The sequence below is a fragment of the Micromonospora sp. NPDC005087 genome (assembly GCF_042872965.1).
Lineage (GTDB): Bacteria > Actinomycetota > Actinomycetes > Mycobacteriales > Micromonosporaceae > Micromonospora.
Genome location: NZ_JBIALB010000001.1, coordinates 1 through 20,485, shown reverse-complemented (window position 1 = coordinate 20,485; position 20,485 = coordinate 1). Strand labels below are relative to the sequence as shown.

Annotated in this window: 18 protein-coding genes; 7 read left to right on the top strand and 11 right to left on the bottom strand. The window is 68.1% G+C overall.

The genetic code is table 11. The features are described from left to right. Positions 1 to 22: 22 nt before the first annotated feature. Together ACFYPS_RS00090 and ACFYPS_RS00085 are read right to left on the bottom strand one after the other, a co-directional pair. Positions 23 to 415: a DUF2267 domain-containing protein gene (locus ACFYPS_RS00090; protein WP_387321944.1), complete on the bottom strand. Its 393-nt coding sequence runs from the start codon at positions 413 to 415 to the stop codon at positions 23 to 25. A 48-nt stretch (positions 416 to 463) separates the two neighbouring features. Continuing rightward, entirely contained in the window at positions 464 to 877 is a 414-nt protein-coding gene (locus tag ACFYPS_RS00085) for a DUF2267 domain-containing protein (protein ID WP_387321942.1), read from the bottom strand. 200 nt (positions 878 to 1,077) lie between these two features. Here ACFYPS_RS00085 and ACFYPS_RS00080 point away from each other — a divergent pair, with 200 nt between their 5' ends. Then, positions 1,078 to 1,257: a hypothetical protein gene (locus ACFYPS_RS00080; RefSeq protein ID WP_387321940.1), complete on the top strand. Its 180-nt coding sequence runs from the start codon at positions 1,078 to 1,080 to the stop codon at positions 1,255 to 1,257. Positions 1,258 to 1,263: 6 nt separating this feature from the next. Here the strand turns inward: ACFYPS_RS00080 and ACFYPS_RS00075 are convergent, their stop codons facing one another. Next, entirely contained in the window at positions 1,264 to 1,734 is a 471-nt protein-coding gene (locus ACFYPS_RS00075; protein ID WP_387321938.1) for a hypothetical protein, read from the bottom strand. A 183-nt stretch (positions 1,735 to 1,917) separates the two neighbouring features. Here ACFYPS_RS00075 and ACFYPS_RS00070 point away from each other — a divergent pair, with 183 nt between their 5' ends. Beyond that, positions 1,918 to 2,397 carry a hypothetical protein gene (locus ACFYPS_RS00070; protein WP_387321936.1) on the top strand — a complete coding sequence of 160 codons (480 nt, stop codon included), beginning with the start codon at positions 1,918 to 1,920 and terminating at the stop codon, positions 2,395 to 2,397. An 87-nt stretch (positions 2,398 to 2,484) separates the two neighbouring features. Here the strand turns inward: ACFYPS_RS00070 and ACFYPS_RS00065 are convergent, their stop codons facing one another. The 3 genes from ACFYPS_RS00065 to ACFYPS_RS00055 form a co-directional block, all read right to left on the bottom strand. Next, on the bottom strand, positions 2,485 to 3,327 hold the full coding sequence (locus ACFYPS_RS00065; RefSeq protein ID WP_387321934.1) for a hypothetical protein: 843 nt from the start codon (positions 3,325 to 3,327) through the stop codon (positions 2,485 to 2,487). 95 nt (positions 3,328 to 3,422) lie between these two features. Continuing rightward, positions 3,423 to 3,674, bottom strand: coding sequence for a hypothetical protein (locus ACFYPS_RS00060; protein ID WP_387321931.1), 252 nt, complete (start codon positions 3,672 to 3,674; stop codon positions 3,423 to 3,425). After that, positions 3,671 to 3,973: a DivIVA domain-containing protein gene (locus ACFYPS_RS00055; RefSeq protein WP_387321929.1), complete on the bottom strand. Its 303-nt coding sequence runs from the start codon at positions 3,971 to 3,973 to the stop codon at positions 3,671 to 3,673. The genes ACFYPS_RS00060 and ACFYPS_RS00055 overlap by 4 nt, the downstream gene beginning before the upstream one ends. Before the next feature lie 296 nt (positions 3,974 to 4,269). Here ACFYPS_RS00055 and ACFYPS_RS00050 point away from each other — a divergent pair, with 296 nt between their 5' ends. Further along, complete coding sequence (locus ACFYPS_RS00050; protein ID WP_387321927.1) at positions 4,270 to 5,160, top strand: helix-turn-helix domain-containing protein; 891 nt, start codon at positions 4,270 to 4,272, stop codon at positions 5,158 to 5,160. Next, positions 5,153 to 5,350, top strand: a complete 198-nt coding sequence (locus tag ACFYPS_RS00045) for a DUF397 domain-containing protein (protein ID WP_387321925.1) — start codon at positions 5,153 to 5,155, stop codon at positions 5,348 to 5,350. The genes ACFYPS_RS00050 and ACFYPS_RS00045 overlap by 8 nt, the downstream gene beginning before the upstream one ends. A 127-nt stretch (positions 5,351 to 5,477) precedes the next feature. On the opposite strand, the gene ACFYPS_RS00040 is transcribed toward ACFYPS_RS00045, so the two are convergent. From ACFYPS_RS00040 to ACFYPS_RS00030, 3 genes are read right to left on the bottom strand one after another with little or no spacing between them, the layout of a single operon-like run. Next, on the bottom strand, positions 5,478 to 6,752 hold the full coding sequence (locus ACFYPS_RS00040; protein WP_387321923.1) for a protein kinase: 1,275 nt from the start codon (positions 6,750 to 6,752) through the stop codon (positions 5,478 to 5,480). A gap of 51 nt (positions 6,753 to 6,803) precedes the next feature. Then, on the bottom strand, positions 6,804 to 8,987 hold the full coding sequence (locus tag ACFYPS_RS00035; protein WP_387321921.1) for a UvrD-helicase domain-containing protein: 2,184 nt from the start codon (positions 8,985 to 8,987) through the stop codon (positions 6,804 to 6,806). Then, a complete protein-coding gene (locus tag ACFYPS_RS00030; RefSeq protein WP_387321919.1) occupies positions 8,984 to 15,412 on the bottom strand; it encodes a DEAD/DEAH box helicase in 6,429 nt (2,142 codons plus the stop codon). Before ACFYPS_RS00030 ends, ACFYPS_RS00035 begins: the two co-directional genes overlap by 4 nt. Positions 15,413 to 15,670: 258 nt before the next feature. Here ACFYPS_RS00030 and ACFYPS_RS00025 point away from each other — a divergent pair, with 258 nt between their 5' ends. The 3 genes from ACFYPS_RS00025 (at position 15,671) to ACFYPS_RS00015 (ending at position 19,504) form a co-directional block, all read left to right on the top strand. Then, complete coding sequence (locus ACFYPS_RS00025) at positions 15,671 to 18,199, top strand: DUF262 domain-containing protein (protein ID WP_387321916.1); 2,529 nt, start codon at positions 15,671 to 15,673, stop codon at positions 18,197 to 18,199. A 118-nt stretch (positions 18,200 to 18,317) separates the two neighbouring features. Beyond that, positions 18,318 to 19,247, top strand: a complete 930-nt coding sequence (locus ACFYPS_RS00020) for a hypothetical protein (RefSeq protein WP_387321913.1) — start codon at positions 18,318 to 18,320, stop codon at positions 19,245 to 19,247. Between the two features lie 122 nt (positions 19,248 to 19,369). Next, the gene (locus tag ACFYPS_RS00015) at positions 19,370 to 19,504 is read left to right on the top strand and encodes a hypothetical protein (protein WP_387321911.1); all 135 of its coding nucleotides are present in this window, start codon (positions 19,370 to 19,372) and stop codon (positions 19,502 to 19,504) included. Positions 19,505 to 19,566: 62 nt separating this feature from the next. On the opposite strand, the gene ACFYPS_RS00010 is transcribed toward ACFYPS_RS00015, so the two are convergent. Together ACFYPS_RS00010 and ACFYPS_RS00005 are read right to left on the bottom strand one after the other, a co-directional pair. After that, entirely contained in the window at positions 19,567 to 19,842 is a 276-nt protein-coding gene (locus ACFYPS_RS00010; RefSeq protein WP_387321909.1) for a hypothetical protein, read from the bottom strand. 152 nt (positions 19,843 to 19,994) lie between these two features. Beyond that, on the bottom strand, positions 19,995 to 20,485 hold a 491-nt coding region (locus ACFYPS_RS00005; protein WP_387321908.1), incomplete at its 5' end, for a hypothetical protein.

Below are 20,485 nucleotides of genomic sequence, written 5' to 3'. Positions count from 1 at the left end.
TCGGGCCAGGAAGTGGCTCGGTTCAGGCCCCGACGCTGCGATCCACCGGACGCAGCAGCCGCCGGAAGTCCATTGGCAGCTCGGATTCCAGGTTCCCAAGGTCTTCCGCACTCACCACCTCGCGCAGGGTCGTCAACACGGCGCGGGCAACCTCAGCGGTCCGGTCGCCATCCGTTCCCGCGCGCGCCCCCACCTCATTGAGGAACTCCACGAGGTCGATCCGTTCGGCGAAGTCCACGTCCTTGTGCAGGTACCCCCGCAACTCCTCGGGGAGCTGCGTGGCCAGGTGCCGCGCCTCGCCGCCACTGACCCCTTCCGCCAAGGTCGTCAGGGTGGCTCCGACGACGTTCGCCGCCTCCGTCGCCGGCATTCGCGCCCGCTTCCCCACCGCTTCGAGAAACTCGGCGTAGTTCACCAGTTCTCCTTCCGGACCAGTCGGGGTGCGTCGCGGCGTCCGTCCGTGCTACCCGGGGCGCTGCCCGCCACCGGCTCCCACCGGTTCGATCACCTGCTGGAACTCCTTCGGAAGTTGGGCCACCGCGTCCTCGAACTGGTCACGGGAAACAGCCTCACGGAGCGTGGTGAGCACCGCGCCGACGCCGGCAGCGGCGAGCGCACGGTCGACGGACGGGCGGTCCGCCACCCGCCGCACGAACTCGTCGAGCCCGAACGGCTTGGCATGTTCCGCTCTACGTGGTGGCGGATTACGCAGGGAATCGTCAAGCCCTCCGGGAAGCTGATAGGCAAGGTTCTCAGCCTGGCCGGCGCTGATCCGGTCTGCCAACGTCTCCAACGTCGCGCGGCTGAGTGTCGCCGCCTGATCGGTCGACACCTTCGCCCGCGTGGCCACTGCGTTGATGAAATCCTCGTATTCCACCTGAATTCTCCTCTCCGGCCCGATCGCCGTCGAACTGCCGGTTACGAGCCCCTGACCTCAAGGCGCCGCGATCGCACACATCGCGTCTCGAGTGCCGAGCGAACTGGTACCTCGACAGCCTCCCGGGACAGGGGGTGAGGCTGCCTCATCCCCATCGGGCGAATCACCAAGGGCGTTCCGGCGACATCCTCGACATTCCGATGGACGGCACCAGCGGGCGCGGCAGCGTTGGCCCCGCCTGTCGGGCTTGGGCGGGCGAGCAACAGCAGGCCTTTACCGGCCTCGCCCAGGGCGCGGGCACGCTGGCCGCGATCACCGAGGGATCGGCGGGTCTGGTGGCCGCCGTCAGGCTGCTGGTCCGCGACGCCATCGCCTGGTGATGCTCATCAGCCGAGGGTCAGGCGCCCCTCCTGGTCGAAGCGAAGGCGACCGCTGGTCACGGCGACGTGCAGCCCGTACCGGAGCAGCTTGTCGATCTTGTCGGTGCGCCGACGGTAGCCGAGCCGCTCCAGGTCGGCGCGCAGCAGCCGCTCCTCGTCCATGCTCGACATGCTCTCCAGCACGTGTACGAAGGCGTTGGCCACCTCCTCGGGTGGCACCTCCTCGAACGCCCGGTCGTTGCTTGCCTGAGTGACCCGGTACGCCCGGTACGTCTGCGGGTCGACGCCATCGGGCCAGGCGTACCGGCCCAGGGTCGTGTGTGTGTACAGGCGGCGGGAGACCACGAGCGCGAGCACGGCGGTACGTCGGTCCTCGCGTGTTCGGAGGAAGCCGAACCGCGCGAGGGCGAGGCGTGCGAACCTGTGCTGTTCCACTGGTCCCTCAACGTCGATGATCTCGCGGAGCGCGTTTCGCATCAGGCAACGCGACGGCGAGTTGGTCGTCGGCGGCGGTGAACTGCGCGAAGACGCTGTCGGACATGGGCGTTTCTCCAGGTGGGGAGACCAGGGAGGGCCAGCCTAGCGGTCACCCGACCGGCGGAGAGGGCCCCGGCCGTAAGACGATCTTGGTTGTCGTACGCCTGAGGCAGGATGTGCGCCATGACAACGCACCACCAGCACCTGGTCTACGGCCACGCCACCAATCACGACTGCCTCGCCTTCATCGACGCCCCTACCGCCGCCGGGGAGGCCGCGGAGATCAGGGCGCTTGCCTCAGCGCGGACCTGGGGCGAGGCCCGGCAGGTTCAGATGACCCACCTGTGGAACCCGGCCGGCCCTGACTACTACGAGCCTAAGGACGACCACGCCGACGACAAGCCCTTCGACATCACCGAGCTGGGTGCGATCGTTGACGGGGACTGGCCCAAGATGGTCACGGTGCGGGCGCTCGACGTACTGCCGCAGGACCTGCAGGACAGGTACGGCGAAGTCGTGCTCACGGTTCACGACGGTGAGTACCTGAAGGTTCCGCTCGACGGCGAGGCTGAACTGGTCGCGGAGCTGCGCGAGCGTGGTTACGAGGTGACCCGCGACGACGAACTCGTCAACCTCCTCGACGGCATCGGCGTCGGCTGGTGACCGCCTGAGGAACGACGGAGACGCCGGCATCGCTTCCGAGGACCGGCTCCGCTATCCATGTGCGACCGGCGTCTCATTGGCTCAGGCTCATCGGCGGCGCTTGTTCAGACTCGGAAGGCCGCCGGACACGGTCCGCACGCTGCCGTCCGGGTTGCTCCGGCCCGGCTTTTGCAGCGCCTCCGTGACCCGCCGCCCCGCGACGTCGGACGCACTCAGGTCAACCACGACCCGGTCTGACCGCTGCCAGCTCCTTAGGTGAGCCAGAGCTTGCTGGCTGTCGGCCGCGCCGGTCAACGCACGGATGGCCGGCATAGCCCTGAATGGGTCAGCAAGCAGGAGATGGGCGACATCGGCGGGGCCCAGCCGGTGTTGCGAGGCGTTGGCTACCGGCACGAGGGAGGCGTGGATCTTCCCGTTCTGGGACCACAGCCACACCGGCCGCTTGCCATCGCCGGCTCGCATCACTGGAGTTGTCGACGGGGTAGCTGGTCTAGACGACGGCGTGAACGACGCCGGCTTGGCAGAGAGATGGGCTTGCAGAGCGGCCGGCGGCTGCACTCGTCGCCGCGACTGTGCCGGCACGTCGACAGTCGGGCTGGGCGAGGTCGCCCCTCGCGACGACATCCCCGCGCCGGGTTGCGGCGGCTCGGTCGGGACCGCTTGCCGTTCCCCCACGAACCAGCCGGCGAATGCCCACTGCTCCGACGTGAACCGGACCGGGATGGCCTCGGTCAGGTGTGGTGCCGACGTGTCCTGAACGGTGAGTTGCGCGCGTCGCTTCGCATGGTCGGCCGCGGTGAGTGACCCGATATCGAGGATCGCGGCCAGCGGTATCCGCCTGACGTAGGTCCTCGGCCACGGCAGCAACCGCCATCGCCGGAGGACAAGGTGCTCCTCCTCGAACCAGGCGTCCCAACGCTGAACGACCATCCCCGTCACCTCCCGTGCTGCGCACGTTAGCGGCCTGATGATCACGACCGCACGCGGCTCAACGGGCAGTTGAGATGACGGATCATCTGGCTCTGTCAGCGGTGCAGGCGGCGGGCGCAGGGGCCGTCGTGGCCGTCGCGGAGGACGCAGCGCCGGCCAGCAGGCAGCGGCAGGTCGCAGAAGACCCGGTGCCGGAGGAACTGCTGGTCCTCTTCGGAGACGGTGGTCTCCCCTGTGTCAACCATCGGCAGCACCAGCATCCAACGGCCGATGACCCGGGCCAGGCGTTGTGCGGCAGACAGGTCACTGGCAACGACGGGCAGGTGGATGACGTACCGCTGGCTCATCGGGTGTTGTCCCGTTCGTTGCGGGCACGGGCCTGGTCGGTCTGCCAATGGCGCAGCGCGTTCTTGATCCGGGCAGTCTCGAGGCGACTCTCGGCGAGAGCGGCGTAGACGGCGGCCATGTCGACGGCGACCCGGTCGAGGAAGGCGTACACGTCGTCGGGGTTCAGACCGCGGCGCCCGAGCCCGGTCGGTGAGAAGCGGCGCTCGCGGACCTGCCACGGCAGCAGGCTGGTGTACGCGGCGGAGCGGTAGGTCACGCCACCGCCAACTGGGGTTGGTCGCTGGTTGCGAGCGTTCATGTCCGTCGGCCTTCCTGATCGTGGAGGCGGGCTTGCCCACCCATCCCGTGGCGCCTTGGCACCGCAGCTCCAATCAGCGGTACGGCATCGGGGCTGTTGTGTTCGGGAGAGCACGGCGGCCGCTCGGGGGGACCGGCCGGCCGCCGCGTTGTGATTAGCCTGCGACAGTCCGCAGTGGAAGCGCAACGTTCCAGACCGCAATTTCGCCGTTGTGCATTGACTTTCTTTTTTGAAACCCGTAGGAGTTGCAGGAGCGGGTCGCGCAGTGTTGCGTGATGGAACCAGGGAGTGTGCGGATGCCCGAAGACATCGGATCGACCGTGCCGCGCCGGCAACTCGGCCGGCTGCTGCGACAGTTCCGCAACGAGGCCGGGGTGACGCTCGACGCCGCCGCCGAGGCCCTCGAATACAGCCGGCAGAAGATCTGGCGCCTCGAATGCGGCCAAGGCTCGGTCCGGGTGCTCGACGTCAAGGCGATGTGCGAGCTGTACGGGGTGTCGCCCGAGATGACCGAGGCGATGCGCGGGCTGGCCGCGGAGACGAAGTCGAAGGGCTGGTGGCACGCGTACGGGGACGCGGTGCCGAGCTGGTTTGAGCTGTACGTGGGGCTGGAGTCTGCCGCCGCCCACCTCCGGGAGTACGAGGAAACGCTGATCCCCGGCCTGCTGCAGACACGGGAGTATGCGCTCAGCCTCGCTCGACTGGATCAACCGTCTGTTGGTGAAGAGGATCGCGAGAGGTCGGTGGAGGTGCGGCTGCAACGACAGGGCTTGCTGAGTCGGCGGCTGCCGCAGCCACCCCGGTTGGATGCCGTGCTCTCAGAGGCGGTGCTGCGTCGGGCCGTCGGCAGCCGGAACGTCATGGTCGAGCAGCTCACTCGGCTCCTGGACGCCGGAGAGATGCCGAACATGTCCGTGCGGGTGCTGCCCTTCGCCGCCGGACCACACTCCGGCGCGGTCGCGGGCTCGTTCGTGATCCTCGACTTCCCGGCGACCAACGGCGGACGAACTGCGCCAGAGCCGTCGGTGGCGTACAGCGAATCGTTGACTGGCGGGCTCTACCTCGACAAGCCTGACGAACTGGCTGCTTACCGGGACGTATGGCGTGGTCTGGAGCGGCTGGCTCTCGATGAGGCACAATCGACGGACATGATCAAAAGCGTCATAGCGGAGATGCGGCATGACTGACCTGACCGGCGCCGTCTGGCGCAAGAGCACCCGCAGCGGCGGCAACGGCGGCAACTGTGTCGAGGTTGCCACCAACATCCCCGGCGTCGTTGCCGTCCGCGATTCCAAGGACGTCACGGGACCGCTACTTACCTTCACCGCTCAGGAATGGACCGACTTTATCGGGGCTGCCAAGCGCGAGGGACGTTGAGGCTGCCCCCGGTTTGGTTTGGGTTGGGCGTGCATCCGGTCAACACCGACACCACCGATGCGGGCGAGCTGGTAAGCAGCAGGTGGCGGAGGATTTCAGGCTAGGGGCATAGCCTGTCTCGGATGAATTAGCGGATCGAGAGCGGATCGATGGCGTCGGTGGCCTCGCCCATCTCAAGCTGGCAGGCGATCGCCTGATGTCGGCACTCCTCGACAAGATCCTGCTCCCCGCCGGGCTGGTCCAGGTCTCGGGCCAATGCCTCGAAGGCGTGACGGGCCTGCCGGAAGTCACCTGCGAGCATCAAGAGGTTCGCGAGATCCACTCGTAGCGCCACAATCTCGGTGGTGAGCCGCTCACCGCCTTGCGGCACCACGTGGAGAGCCCGCTCCAACATCTCGGCAGCCTGCACGAAACGCTCGCTCTCGGCGAGTTCCCTTGCCTGCGCCCGCACCTCCACCAGGTTCTGCGGGGATCTCTGCGGCGGCACCGAGACGGGAGCGGTGAGCGGTGCAACGCTGGAGAACCTGATGTCCGTTCGGGCGGCCACCAGCCCTGGAGATTCGCCGCTATCGAGGAAGGGCGTGACGAGCTGGCGAACCTCGTCAGCCGACGCTGGCCGTTCCGCTGGGTCCTTGGCTAGCAGGCAGTAGATGAGGTGGGCCAGGTCGTCGGGCACGTCCGATCGATACTCAGTGATGATGGGGATTGGCGAATCGATATGACGGCGCATCAGGTCTGGGGCGTTCGCCGCTTCATAGGGAGGGTTACCGCCGAGCATCTCGAAAAAGATGCAGCCCAGGGCGTAGAGATCGGCCGCAGGCCCTACCGGGCCACCCTGGGCTTGTTCGGGTGCGATGTAGGCGGGGGTGCCGAGCGTTCGGCCGGTCGCGGTGAGGCGTGACGCTTCGGCCGGCCCGAGCAGCGCGGCAACGCCGAAGTCGAGCACCTTGACTACCCCGGATGGGGTGATCATGAGGTTCTGGGGCTTGAGGTCACGGTGCACGAGGGAGGCTGCGTGGGCGGCCATGAGCACCGAACAGACCTGCACGGCGATGGAAGCCGCCTCGCCGACAGGCAGTTGTTCCTGCTCGGCGATGTGATCGGCGAGGACGATCCCCGGCACGAGCTGCATGACAAGGTAAAGATCCTCACCGTGTACGCCCAGGTCGTGTACGGCCGGCACGCCGGGATGGTCGAGCCTGGCGGTCGCTCTCGCCTCCCGCCGGAAACGCTTGCCCGCCGTCTCGCGCTCCTCCTCCGGCACGTCCAACTGCCGGAGAAACTTGATCGCCACCGGCCGGTCGAGTCGCTCGTCGAAGCCGGCCCAGACCTGACCCATTCCTCCGCGACCGACCGGATACGTCAACTCGTACCGGTCACCGATACGCTCCCCCGCCTGCACCCACAGCCTCCACGAATCGCGCGTCGACCCCGCCTGAGCACGGGCCGGCCATCAGGTTAGCTGTCGCTGTACGAGTCGCCCGGTCAGGAACGGGCTGGGTGTGCCGTGCCAGAACACCGCAAGCTCGTCGCGCGAACGGGTGGCGGCGACGAAGAGCAGCGAACGGTCGCGCTGACGTTCACGCTGGTAGCGTTTCGGGTCAGTGTCCCGGTACCTGTTGATCATCTGTCGAGGCATCAAGCCGTCGCTGACCCCAGCGATAATCATGCGCTGGTACTCGAGCCCCTTGAACCGGTGCATCGTGCCGATGTGCACGCCGTCAGGCCGCTTCGGGCCGTCAGGGCCAATCTCGACCACCGACAACCCGTCAGCCTCCAACCGGCTGATGACGTCCGCCGCCAGGTCCTTGGTCGGTACGCAGATGGCCACCGAGCCGTCGGTCGGGTTGCCCCAACTGCGGAGCTGCTCGACGATCAGGTCCCGTTCCTGCGCCCAGGTCGGGGCACCATGGAAGATCGGGCGGCCGCCACGTAGCAGCGACCGGTAGCCCGCCAGGTCCTCCTCACCGCCGTCGAGGTCGTCGTACACCTCGCCGGTCATGATCTGCAGAGCATCGGCGAGGATCTGCCGGGTGGTGCGATAGCTCAGGGTGAGCCGGGACGATCGACCGCGGATGTTGACGCCGAGGCTGCTCAACGTGACGTGGTTGTCGTAGATGCGCTGGTGGGTGTCGCCGGTGAGGAACATGTCGTCCGAGCCTGGCGCGACCATGGCGCGCAGCATCTTCCAGTGCGCGGCGCTGAGGTCCTGCGCCTCGTCGACCACGACGTGGCGGTAGCGCGGGCGGTAGAACCCGCCGGACGATTCGGCGGCGACGCCGGTGTTCTGGGCTGTGCGGTCCATCTCGAGGCGGGCAGCCCGTTGCGCCACCTGGCGCCAGGTCCAGACGCCGCGGTTTTCCAGCCAGGTGGTGAAGCGCTCGGTCAGCTGCCAGATCTGGTCCCGCTCGATCCGGGAGAGAGTGCGGCCACGGTTGGGGCGGCGGGCCTTGAAGTAGTCGGTCCGCGAGTTGAGTACCTGACCGAGGATCACCTGGGTCCACTCAGCGGCAAGGAACTCAGCCTCCCAGGCGGTCTCCCCGGTCTCGATGAGGAACTCGTCCCAGAGCTCAAGGACGCGATTGTCGTCCACGACGCGACGGCTGCCGCCTGCCTTGGCTTCGGCCACGACCCGGCTGGCCAACCGGTCGATGTTGACGATGTCGACGCGCGACACCAACTCCTGCCCGCCCAACGCCATCAGTCGGGTACGCAGGTCGGCTGCCAGGTTCCGGTTGAATGTGGTGAGCAGGATCGGCTTGTCGACCCCCGGTGGTAGCTGCCGGGCGAGGTGCGCCACCCGATGCAGGGCGACGATCGTCTTACCGGTACCCGGACCGCCTCCGACCCGCGCAGGGCCGTTGTAACGGCGTTCGACCAGCTTCCGCTGGGTGGGGTGCAGGAAGATCTGCCACCGCTCGAAAGCCTCGCCGAGCATCGCCTGCAACGCCTCGTCGTCAGAGGTCACCTGCGTGGCGGGGCGTTCCACCGCCGCCTCGAAGTCCTCGGGATCGACCGGCTCATCGGCGCGGACCGGGTCGGTGACCTGTTGGAGTACTTCGTCGTAGGGAGTGCCGTCGAAGAGCGCGAAGAGCACATCGGTGGTGAGCTGCGGCGCCCGGTCGAGCAGTTCCAGAAGTTGCGCCTCGGTCGTCAACTCCCGGATCTGCGGCAGCAACGGCTCGGAGACGCCGAGTTCCAGCAACTGGGCGTCGGTGTACGCGTCGAAAAGCGGCTTCTGCGCAGGCTCGGGCTCAGGCTCGGGCGGCACGACCCGGCCGATGATGCTGTCACCGACGGGTGCCATGTCGATGACCTCGATGCCGCCGGTGACCCGGTTGATGCGGTACGCGTATCGGGTCAGGTCGTCGTACACCTCGCCGCGGTGCTTGACCGCGACGAGCAGGTAGTCGCGCTCGGCGATGTGCAGCAGCAGGGCGCGGTAGTCCTTGTTGACCCGAGCGGACATCAGCCGGGATTCCCTGTTGAGCGCCTTGAGATTGAGCCCGGGATTCTCCGGATTGTGCCGGAACTTGTGCATGAACTCGTAGACCGCTCCGATGTCGGCGCGGGTGAGCTTCATGACCTCCTTGTCGGCGCGGTCCAGCATCCGCAGGGTTGTTGCTCCGGTGCTCATCGACGTTCTCCCCCGCTCGTCGCCCTGATCTCTGCCACCAACTTGTCAACCGACCATTCCCGAGCGGTACGGGCGTGCCAGCCCGCCTCCGCGTAAGCCCGATCGCGGTCTTCCGTCTCCGGGTCGTCGGACCGGCCGGTGAGCACAATGGCGATTCGTCGATCGGGCCAGGCGAGTTCGGCCTGCCAGCCCTGATCACCCAGCTCGTAGCCGACGACCGGTGCGGGCAGATCCTGCCGGGCAAGTTGCTGGACGAGCTGGTCCAGGGTGTTCTCGTCCGGGTCCAGGTAGCGCAGAATGTCCCGCCACGGGGATTCCTTGTCGAGCGTTTCGGGCTCGGCGGCTGCCGGCTGCGCCACGACGCCGAGCCACGTTGCCGTCTCCTCATCGAGCGGCAGCGCGCGTTGAGCCAGCACGAGTCCGGTGCCCTCGGTGACCGCCATCGAGGCCGGCTCGAATTCGTCGAGGGCGGACACGGCGAGCTGACCGGCGTCACCGCCGCCGTTGGTGAGGAACTGGATGACATTGCCCCAGGTAAGCCATGCGGCCCAGCGGTCCTTGTGCCCCTCCTCGGCGATCGCGGCCGGCAGATCGTTGACGACGGCGACGGCCGACATGACCGGCAACGGCTTAGGGCGCGCATCGAGGACGATTGTCACCGGACAGTCCGCGTTGTCCTGAGCTCGGGCGACCATGATGTGCCGCGCGGTCGGCGGGGGCAGAGATCCTCCACGCAGAGCGGCGGTCAACCTTTCCGCGACGCCAGCGGAATCGGTGGTGCTGTTGTCCCGCGCCTGCTTGAGCATGCCCCACAGAGCCGCTTCCGCCCGCCGCTGCCAGCGGGTGAGATCCGGATCGGCGAGGAAGCGCATGAGCTGTTCGATGGGGTTGACCCAGATGGTCTCCTTGAGCTCATCCGGGTCGACGCCGGGCAGAGACTGCCGGTATTTGTCTCGGGCGAACTGCGTGCTCACCCCGCCGTACGGGGTCCACCGCCCCTGCCCGTCGGTGCTGCCCCAGGTCTTGACGTCATCCCAGGTGGCGGCGAAGACCAGGTAGCCGTGGGCGCGCAGTCGGGCACGCTTCTCGGCGTCGTCGGCGAGCCGGTTGTACTGGGACGAGGCGTGGTACTTGAAACCGTCGAGATAGACCGCTACCTCGGGGGACGGCGCGTCGAGGCGTTTGAAGTGCACGTCGGGCCGGGTGCCTCGCACCGTGTTCTGCAGCTTCATCTGCCAGTGGGTGACGCTCTGACCGTTGTCGCGGACGAACCGCAGGTCGGCGATGCGTGCACCGTCATGGTCGGTGCGCCGGTCGATTCGCAGACCTGAGTTGGGTGCCTCGCCAAGCGCCAGCAGCTTGGTGAGGAAACGCATCTCCAGCTCGCTCTCCACCTGGTGGATCAGCGAGATCTCGTCCGTGCGGGTGCCCTCCTGGACGTCCCAGCTGTCGAGGAGCTTGTCCAGCATGCCCAACGCCTCGTCACGGCTCATCAGGGCGAAGTGTTCGTTGCGCGCGTGACGCAGGAGGCAGCGGTGACACACCGCCTTGCCTTCGTGTCGACAGACGCAGTCGGCGATCCGCTGGCGCGCCAGCTCCAGGATCGCGCGGAACTCCTCCGGCTTGGCCAGGCGGTGCAGATAGCCGGTGCCTTGCGGCTGGGTGTCGTAGACGACCACGAAGTTGCGCGTCCCGTCGCTCTGCCCGTCCGGCATGGTCGCCGACACAGCCTGAAGGTGCGCGGGGTCGCCGCCGTACTGTGCGGCGATACCGAGGCGGATCGCGGCGGCGAACGACGCGACGCGCTCCTGCACCACGGCGGTCGCCGCGGGGATCAGGATGCGCAAGGCCTCGGTCTCCAACTCGTGGGCCAGGATCAGATCCACGTGGGTGTCCGGGACAGCCGGCGATCGTCGGTACGGGCACCAGGGGCGGTGGTGTTCGGCGCCCTGCACGACGGTCGAACCGGAGGCCTGCGCGGCGAGTTGTTGGCTCACCGCGGGGGCACCATCAACAGTGGTCCCGCCGCAGGAGGTACAGGCGTGGAACCGGTTGATCCGCACCTCTTCGCCCGCGAAGAGTTCAGCTGCCCGGTCGTAGCGCTGCGCACCCAGGTTGAAGTGACGGACCATTGCGTGCCGGCTGTAGTCGACACCGAAGGTGTCATGGGCGTGTCGCCAGGACGAATCGACCTTCGCCGGGTCGACGTCGACGGCGACTGTGGTGGCGTAGAAGCGCCGGTCCCGGTCGTCGCTGTCGTCACGGATGCGGGCGTCGTCGCGCTTGTCCCGGCTGAGCACCCGGGTCGGTTGGAGGACCTGGAACAGTCGCCCGTGATCGGCGATGCCCGGGTCCGCGCAACGCGGGCAGGCGCTGGTGTCCTCCTTGGCCAGGTGGGTGCGGACGTAGCCGCACTGGGCGCAGACGCGCCACTGTTCGTACGCCGGCCGGTCCGCCGGGCCGACGTCGAGCCCTGAGATCTCATGCTTGTAGCCCCGCACGTAGTAGCTGTTGCCAGGGGCGATCTCGACCAGCGCCTGGCGGGCGGGGCGCGCGTACTCGCGGAGTTCGCTGTGGAACCGGCGGTCGCCGTCGGTCTTGTCCTCCCAGGTCAGGGTGGCTTCCAGGTCGGTCCGGGTGTCGATGAGCGCGTAGTTCGGCAGCAGACCGAACTCGACCAGGGTGCCGTGCGCGGCGGCCGCGCTGACCTCCCGGAGACGGCGACGGACCGCACTCTCCTCCGCCTTCAACATCTTGATCTCGCGGGCGTGGTCCGGGTCGCTGGGCACCAGCGTGCCCCGGGCCGTGGCGAGTTCCTGCATCCGGCGACGCAGGTCGGCCAGCCGAGACTCCCAGACCTCGTCGGCTTCCTTGACCCGGTGGACGATGCCGTCCACCGCGAACTCACGCAGCTGGTCGGCGGCAGCCCGCAGGACCTTGTCCCCGAAGAGGGTCAGGAACTCCTCCACCAGCCGGCCACCGTCGCGTCGGCCAGCCTCAGCGAGGCCGGTCAGCCACCCGGTCGGGCCGAACAGCACGTGCGCCCGCCGTGGCATCGGCAGCACTCCGGTCAGGCGGCCGCGGGCGGCCAGGTCGATCAGGTGGGCGAGGTACTGGCGACGGAGGATCTCCACGGCGGAGAGGAAACAACCGGGCGGGACGATCTGTCCGGCGATCATGTCCCGCGGGTCGGTGAGGTAGTAGCGGTCACGCTCGGACCGCCCGACCAGGGTCAGCACGAGCGCGTTGCCGCTCTTACGGCCGGCGCGGCCCGCCCGCTGGACGTAGTTGGCCGGGCCGTGCGGTAGCGACGCGAGTACGACAGCCGAGAGGGCTCCGATGTCGATGCCCATTTCTAGGGTGGGCGTGCAGGAGAGGACGTTCGGGTCGGTGTAGCGCTCGCCGTCGCGGAACTGCTTCTCCACCGTCTCCCGCTGGGCGCGGGTGAGCATGCCGGTGTGTTCGCCGGTGACTACCCGGAACACCGGGCTGTCGAGGTAGAGCCGCCGGTAGTAGTCGTCGGCAGCGGTGTCGTCGTGGGCGGCCTGGAGCTGACCGCGGCAGCGGTACTGCCGGCACGGCTGGCCGATCCAGTCCGCCACCCGGTCGGGGTGCTCCGTCTGCTGCCAGTGGCAGGTGTCGCAGCCGACCCCGGCCGCCGCGGCGGACGCGTCGTCGAGTCGGGTCACCCGCAGGTGGCCGGGCATCAGCCCGTACACCGTGTTGCCGTCCTCGGTGTCGCCGACGGCGACCACATCGGCGGCGGCGAGTGCCGGCAGCAGGCGAGTGAGGAAGCCGGCGGCGTCGCCGTGGTCGAGGCCAAGACAGCGGGACGTCCAGTCCTGGTACCAGTTGCCACGCGCGGTGATCACGTCGAACTCCGAGCGGGACTTCGGCGTCGCGAGCAGGAATGCAGGCGCGGACAGACCCTTCGGGAACGCGGGCATGCCGGCGGGGCGACCGCCCCAGACCTGCCACCGGGTTCCACCGCGCTTCAGGTACGGCACCAGCCACTCGTGGTAAACCGCACCACGAGTACGCAGCCGTTCCAGCAGACCACGGAGGAAAGCTAGGTAGCGGGCGTCATCCGGCGGCGTCCCGGCGAGGTGGCCGGGGCCGGTCAGGTGAACGTCCCGGCAGATCGCGGCGGCTCGCGCCGGGTCGTCGAGGGCAACCTCGACGGCGACACTGCGGGTCAACTCCAGGGTGCGGCCCTGGCGGGAGCGCAGCCCGGTCTCCATCACGGTGGCGAAGACAAGCCGCTCGCTGATGAGCTCCCAGGTCTGCCGACTGCCGGTGTGCTCGCCGGCGAGCAGGCTGTCGACACCAGGCTGGTCGTGCAGGTCCGGCGGCACGACCGTGGAGAGGATCTCCGGCTGCGCCGCCGCCTCGATCATCCTGGCGAAGAGGTCGTCGAGCCCGATCGACTCACCGGCCTCCAGCCGGCTGGCGAGCAGGGAGCGCAGCGAGAACGAGTAGGACCGGTTGGCGACGAAACCGGCGCGGTGCGCGGCGTCCTGGACCGAGTCGTTGAAGAGCAGCGTCTTCTTCTCGGCCTCGTCGAGCTCCCCACCGGTGAAGAGCTGCGTGATCGCCACCGAGGCGAGGGTGGCCAGCCCGGCGCCGAGGAAGCGGATGCCGTGGTCCAGCTCGCAGGACGGGCAGCGGTCCTTCTCGGCACCGTCGATGTCGAGAACGTCGCCGAGCACGACGATCGCGTCGTCGGTGGGCTCTCGGTCGCGCTGCTCGTCGAAGGGGCGCACCCGACGGCCGTACTCCAGAACCAACAGGCCACGGGAGCGCTGGCGTACCTCATCCTCGGTCGCGGCGATCAGCGCGCGAACCCGGCGCTTGTCCCGACCGACGCTGGCTCGGTAAATCTTGTCCGGGTCGGTCTCCAGCTCCTGCGGGTCCTTCTCCGGCGACAACGCCATCCAGCCGGAGCGGCCGCAGTGCCGGCAGTAGATGGCCGGTAGCCGGGGGTAGCGGTTGTCGGCCACGACCACGTCGGCGTCGGTGGCGTACGGGTCCAGCTCACGCGGCGCTTCGCCGTACCAGCCGAAGGCGGCCTGGTGAGAGGTGCCGCGCAGCAGGCGGGAGACGGCGCGTACCCACAGGTGGGTTTCAATGTTCAGTAGCGGGCGGCCGGGGGCCTCCGGGTTCTGCGCCACGGAGAGCAGGCCGACGAAACGGGCGAGAGCCTTCGCCGTGATCTCGGGCGGGGTCTTCATCACGCTGCCCCAGCCGGTGGCGTTCTTGCGAGGCAGCACATCGATGATCTCGTCGAGGGTGCACGGCCTCGCCTGGAGCGAGTCGAGCACCGCCTTCGTCAACGGATGCTGGCGGAGCAGATCGCCGAGGCGCGTCGGGTCATCGAGACACTGCTCGCCGAGGACCAGCTCGGCGACTTCGGCCATCATCTGCTCGGGGTCGCGGTCGTCGACGGCCGCGAGCTGCTCCGGGGTGGGAAGCGGCAGGCTGAAGTCCTGGCGGGCGATGAACTCGCCGGCCTCGTACCGGTCCTCCCCCACCAGGGACCCGGCGTCGAAGGCGACGCCGAAGACCTGCTCGGCGACCTCACGGATCGCGGTACGACCGTCCCGGCCGCCGCCCTCCCCGAGCGTGGCCGAGGTCGCCACCGGACAGATCGGCCCGAGCGGCCGCTCCGGCTCGTCGAGGTCGAGCGCGGCGGCGAGCCGGCGCAGCAGCATCGCCACGTCCGTGCCCTGCGCGCCGTCGTACGTATGGAATTCGTCCAGCACCACGTACGCCGGCTCGGCCCCCTCCCAGAGCGGCAGGTCGTCGGCGCGCTGGAGCAGCAGGTCCAGCATCTTGTAGTTGGTGATCAGGATGTCCGGCGGCGTGCGCCGCATCTCCGACCGCTTGGTGAACACATGCGGGTACTCGATGGCCGCGACGTCGCCGATGTAGAGACCGGCGGTGACCTGGCTGAGCGCCGGATCGGAGAGCAGCTCGTTGATGCGCTGCGTCTGGTCCGTCGCCAGGGCGTTCATCGGGTAGAGCAGGATCGCCTTGACCCCGGCCTTGCCCTGCTGCTTCTGCCGCCGGCAGTGGTCGAGCACCGGGATCAGGAACGACTCCGTCTTACCCGAGCCGGTGCCGGTGGTGATCAGCGTCGGCTCGGCGGCCTTGCCCTTCGTCGACAGCCGAGCGAACGCGTTCGCCTGGTGCAGGTAGGGGGTGAAGTCGGCCGGCGCCCAGTCCAGGTTCGCCCGCCAGTCCCCCTCCGCCGGGCGGAAGGGGGTGCGGATCCGCAGGTAAGGGCCGCGGAAGATGCCTTGCTCGGGGTGGGAGAGGAAGCCTTCCAGACCCTGGCGTACGCCGTCCTCGGTCAGGCCGAAGGTGGTGGTCAGGTACTGGGTGAGGGTCCGACGCAGGGTGTCGGCGGCGATGGTCGGCCTCATGAACGGATCACTGCCGCATGCTACTTCACCCCTTACCTACGCTGACCTGCTCAACAGCGCCGCCAGCGGGGTGAGTCAGATTCGCGACAAACACGCGCCGGATCGAGCGCCGAACGCGGCCCCACCACGACCTACGTTGCGGCCAGGCATCCCTTACCACTCCTGTGCACAGCAGTGAAAGGGTGTACGACTCTTTGTGATCCGTCTTATGATCGCGTGCCGGAACGGATCCGGAACGGATGAGGTGACAGCTTTCCGATGGTTGCAGCGGCAGAAACGACCCTGCAAGGCCTGCTCGAAGGTGCGAAGCAATACCAGGTGCCCCTCTACCAGCGCACGTACTCCTGGCAGGACCATCAGCTGGAACGGCTGTGGGACGACATCGTCCGGCTCGCCGAGGACCGGGCCGAAAACCCAAAGACGACCCATTTCATCGGGTCGCTGGTGCTGGCTCCCAGTCCCAACAACGGTCCCGCCGGTGTCGGCGAGTTCTTGGTGGTCGACGGCCAACAGCGGTTGACGACGTTGTCCATCCTGCTCTGCGCCATCCGGGATCACCGGGTGTCCACCGAAGGCGACGAGCACCGTGACCGGCTAAACGACCAGTATCTGATCAACCGGTACAAGCCCACGCGGCGGTTGAAGCTCGTCCCCACCCAGGCAGACCTCGACGCGTATCTGGCCTGCGTGGATTCCTCGGCGCAGGCCGGCGGCGGCGAGGTCGGCGCCGCGTACGAGTTCTTCCGGGGCCGGCTGGCGGAACCGAAGGTCGCAGCGCAGGTGCAACGCCTGGAAGACGCGGTGATCTTTGGTCTGGCGCTGGTCTCGGTCATCGCGCATGCCGAGGACAACGTCTACCGGATCTTCGAGTCGCTGAACAACACCGGCCTCAAGCTGACCCAGGCCGACCTGCTGCGCAACTACCTGTTCATGCGCCTGCCGAACCGCAGCAAGACCGTCTACGACGCGCACTGGCTGCCGTTGCAGAAGCGGCTCAATTCCGCAGAGCTGGAGACCCTGTTCTGGCTGGACCTGGTGCACCGAGATCCTCGGATAACGCAAAGCGAGACGTACGCGCGGCAGCAGGCGCGGCTCGACTCGCTGGACACTGAGGACGACATCGAGGCCGAGGTGCGCCGCTTCGCCCGCCTCGGCGCGCTGCTGGACGCAATCCTGCATCCCGACAAGGAGCAGGACAAGGACGTCCGGTTCCGGCTGGAACGATTGCATTCCTGGGGCACCACCACCGTGTACCCGGTGCTGCTGCACCTGTTGGACCGCCGCAGCCTGGGCACCGCGACCAGTGAGCAGGTCGCGTCCGCGATGCGCTACCTGGAGAGCTTCCTGGTCCGGCGGCTGCTGATTGGCCGTGCCACAGCGAACATCAACCGCAACTTGATATCCATCGTCACCGAGATGAACAAGGAGCTGCCGGTCGACCAGGCGGTACACGCCTACCTGTCAGACGGACGCAAGTACTACGCGACGGACGCCGACGTGTGCCACGCGGTCCGGTCGCTGCCGTTCTACACCAACGGGCGGGCGTCGCAGCGTTCGCTGGTGCTGCGCTGGTTGGAGGAGTCGTACGGCAGTAAGGAGCCGGTCTCGCCAGCGAAGTTGACCATCGAACACGTGCTGCCACAGAGCATGGGCCCGGAGTGGCAGCACATGCTCGCCGCGGACCTTGAGCCGCACGAGAACGTCGTCGAGGTGCATGACGCCCTGAAACACACCCTGGGCAACCTCACCCTGACCGGGTACAACGTCGAGCTGGGCAACAGCCCGTTTGCCGTCAAGCGGGTCGACCTCGCCAAGAGCGGAGTCCGGCTAACTCGGGACATCGTCGCCTGCGAACGATGGGGACGACCGCAGATCCACGCCCGCGCAGACGCCCTCGCCGAGCGGATCATCAACCTCTGGCCGGGCCCCACCGGGCCGGCGCTTGATCAGTCCGAGGTGCGATGGGATCTGATGGCTGCGGCACTCGCCGCGTTGCCCGCCGGGTCTTGGACGACCTACGGGGACCTCGCCGCCTTGATCGGCACCGCGCCTCAGCCGGTCGGTAACCGGCTGCGGGCCGTTCCGGTACCGAACACCCATCGGGTCCTGCAGGCCGAGGGAACGATGGCTGCCGGTTTTCGGTGGCCGGATGGACGTACGGACGACCCGGTCGCGACGCTGCGTGCCGAAGGGGTTGAGTTCGACCAGCACGGTCGGGCCGACCGGACCCAACGCATCGACCTCGACGAGCTGGCACAACTGACCGGGCTGGCCCCCGATGAGTTGCCACGACGGCTGCCCCAACCTCGACCCGGTGAGGGGCAGTCCCGCGCCGAACGCTTCACCGAGCAGCTCGGGGTGCTGCAGGGCCCGGTCGTCGCCGGAGCCACGCTGACGCTGCTCGACCGATGGACCGAGATGGGCGGCACGCTCCTCTACGGCGGTGGAGCGGAGACATCCTGCTTCCTCATGGCCCGCGAGCGCGGCCACCGCGACGGCGACATCTGGCCCGTGACGCTCTATCCTAGCGGAAAAGCCGAAGTGGTCTTCCAACACCTGACCAGTCGTTTGCCGTTCGACGACGTCACGCTGCGCGAACAGCTCCGGCAACGACTCAACCAGCTTCCCGGCGTGAGCATCGCCGCCGCGAAGCTCACCCTGCGCCCGAGCTTCCCCCTGACCGTTCTCGCCGATAGCACCGCCGCTGCGGGCCTAGTGGAGCACCTGCAGTGGTTCTACGAGCAGGCCCATCTGTCCGAGGATGAGGACGAAACTCTCACGGTCTAGCGGCCAGCGGGACGGCAGAGGTGGCGTGTTCACCGATATGTCAATCTGCCCTCCCAACAGTTGAGGTGGTAGCACCGTGTCCGCGCTAACCAATGAGGTGAAGAACGCCAGGAGCCCGGTGGCCCGCTGGCTCCGCGCGACGTTCCCGCATCACCACGACGTACAGGCCGATTACCGGGAGGCGGCCGGCCCGGCCCGGGTGCTGCCGTCTTCGGCGGTAGAGATGGGGACGCAGGGCGCCGCTATCGACTGGTGGTTGCGGTTCCTGATCGACCCGGCCCCTTCGGTCAGGCTCGCGGTGGCCGGGCTGCGCTCAGGGCGAGCGCCGTGCGGACGGGCTGGCCTGGAACTGCTGCACGATCTGGGCGCGGTCGACAACAGCGGCAATCACCTCGGGCCGATCCGCCCGTCCGGGTTCGGTGACCGGTCGGACGAGTGGTGGGCACGAGTGTCGTATGCGCTGGCTCTGCTGGCGGAGCTGTACCGGGCGCGTCACGTCGACGGCTCCCGTCTGATGCGACTGGGTCCACACAGCAGCGCGGCGGACCTGCTCGCGCTGGCTAACGTCGACGAGGTCGCCGACCTGGTTGCGATGCGAAATGTCGCCTTAGAGTGTCTGCTGCCGGCATTGCCCGGCGGGCCGGTCGCGACTGGATCTACGTTCGACGGCAGCGCGGACATCCACGCCGACGCGGATCTGATTGTCGGTGGGACGCTGGTGGACTTCAAGGCCGGGCAGGGCGCCAGGCCGCGGGCGGACGGCAGTCGGGCGGCGGTGCTGCGCCGGGAGGATCTGGACCAGCTGTTGGGATACGTACTCCTGGACTACTCAGATGCCTTCGTCCTGCACTCGGTAGCCATCTACGCCGTTCGCTTCGGGCACTACAGGGCGTGGCCGCTGGCCGAACTGTGCGCAGAACTCGCCCAGCGCCCTGTCGACCTCGGTGCGCTGCGGCAGGAGTTCATGCAGGTGGTGCGGGTCGAGTTGCCGGGGTATCGCACTGCGTCGATCGTCGAACGATTGCGGCGGCGCGCGGCAAGCGCTTAGCTGGTCACCAATCGCGGGCCCACTCCGGTGGCGGTACGACCGCGAGCTGCAGCTCACCGCTGATCGGTTCGAGAGCGTGCACGACCCGCAGGTCCCCTTCGGCAGCGGCGTCCTCGTCACTCATGACCCAGCCGCTGCTGCCGTCGGTGCTGAGCAGCAGCCACTGGTCGGGGTGGATGCTGCCGTCGTCGGCCATCGCCATCGCCGAGGGCGAGAGCCAGCTGTGGCTGGAGCACTGGCTGGTGGAGTACGGGTGAGTGCTGCGCGCCTCCGGTCGACAGGTCGAGGCGCTGGAGGCCGTGCACCGGGCGGCCACGATTCAGCGCCAGCTCGGCGACCCTAGCCGCGAGGCGATGGCGCCGGTGAGGCATACCGGGAGCTTGGGCAGGCGGACGAGGCGATAGTCCTCCACCTGCGCCCGGCGGCGGTTCACCGGCAGCTCGGGGACGATTGCCAACTCGCCCTGACGCTGGACCACCTGGCCGCCGCGCTGGCGGCGGCGGGCCGCTCCGAGGAGGCCGGACAGCACCAGCGGGAGGCTCACTCCCTGCTTTCCGAGTTCGACGACGCGCGCTGTCGCGCTTCGCGAACGCATCGCGGCATCTTTAACAGCTGGCACCGGCTGGGCGCCCCGCTCCGTTCCCCCTGCGCGCCTTGCACTGCCTTACGGGAACCCTCCAGGCCCAGCACTGGTCCGACTGCCGCTGCGACCGCTGAGGCGACGCCCGACACAGCCTCTACACGACGCTAGTCGTCGGTAGTCTTCGTTGGACCGCCGGTCAACTGCTGTTCGAGACCGCCCCGGAGATCGTCAAGAGCGGGATGCAATGTCTGGCGATCATCATCGTCCGCTGCCATGGTTTCGAGCAGAAAGAGCATAAGCCTCGTGAGGGCGGGCGCTGGTTCGGCTTGGGGATGCCGCGCATGCGCGAAGGCAGCGATCGCAGCGGCGGTCGATTCCGTGCCGGCCTCCAGGGCCCGGGCACACTGGGCGATTCCCAGAAGCGCCCAGGCGGCGAAGTCTTGTTTGTAACGTCTCGTTCGGATGTCGGCTTGCCTCAGGAGGTCATCGAACGCGTGTCGCGCTTCGGCGGGGCGGCTCATTCGCCGAAGCGCGACACCCTGCAGGGCAATTACGATCAGTGAGGTGATCTCAGCAAGGTTCGGCGGCCGAGTGGGGATGACACGGGCGTAACGTCCATACCGGACGGTGTTGGATATGGACGTGGAGCCATCGA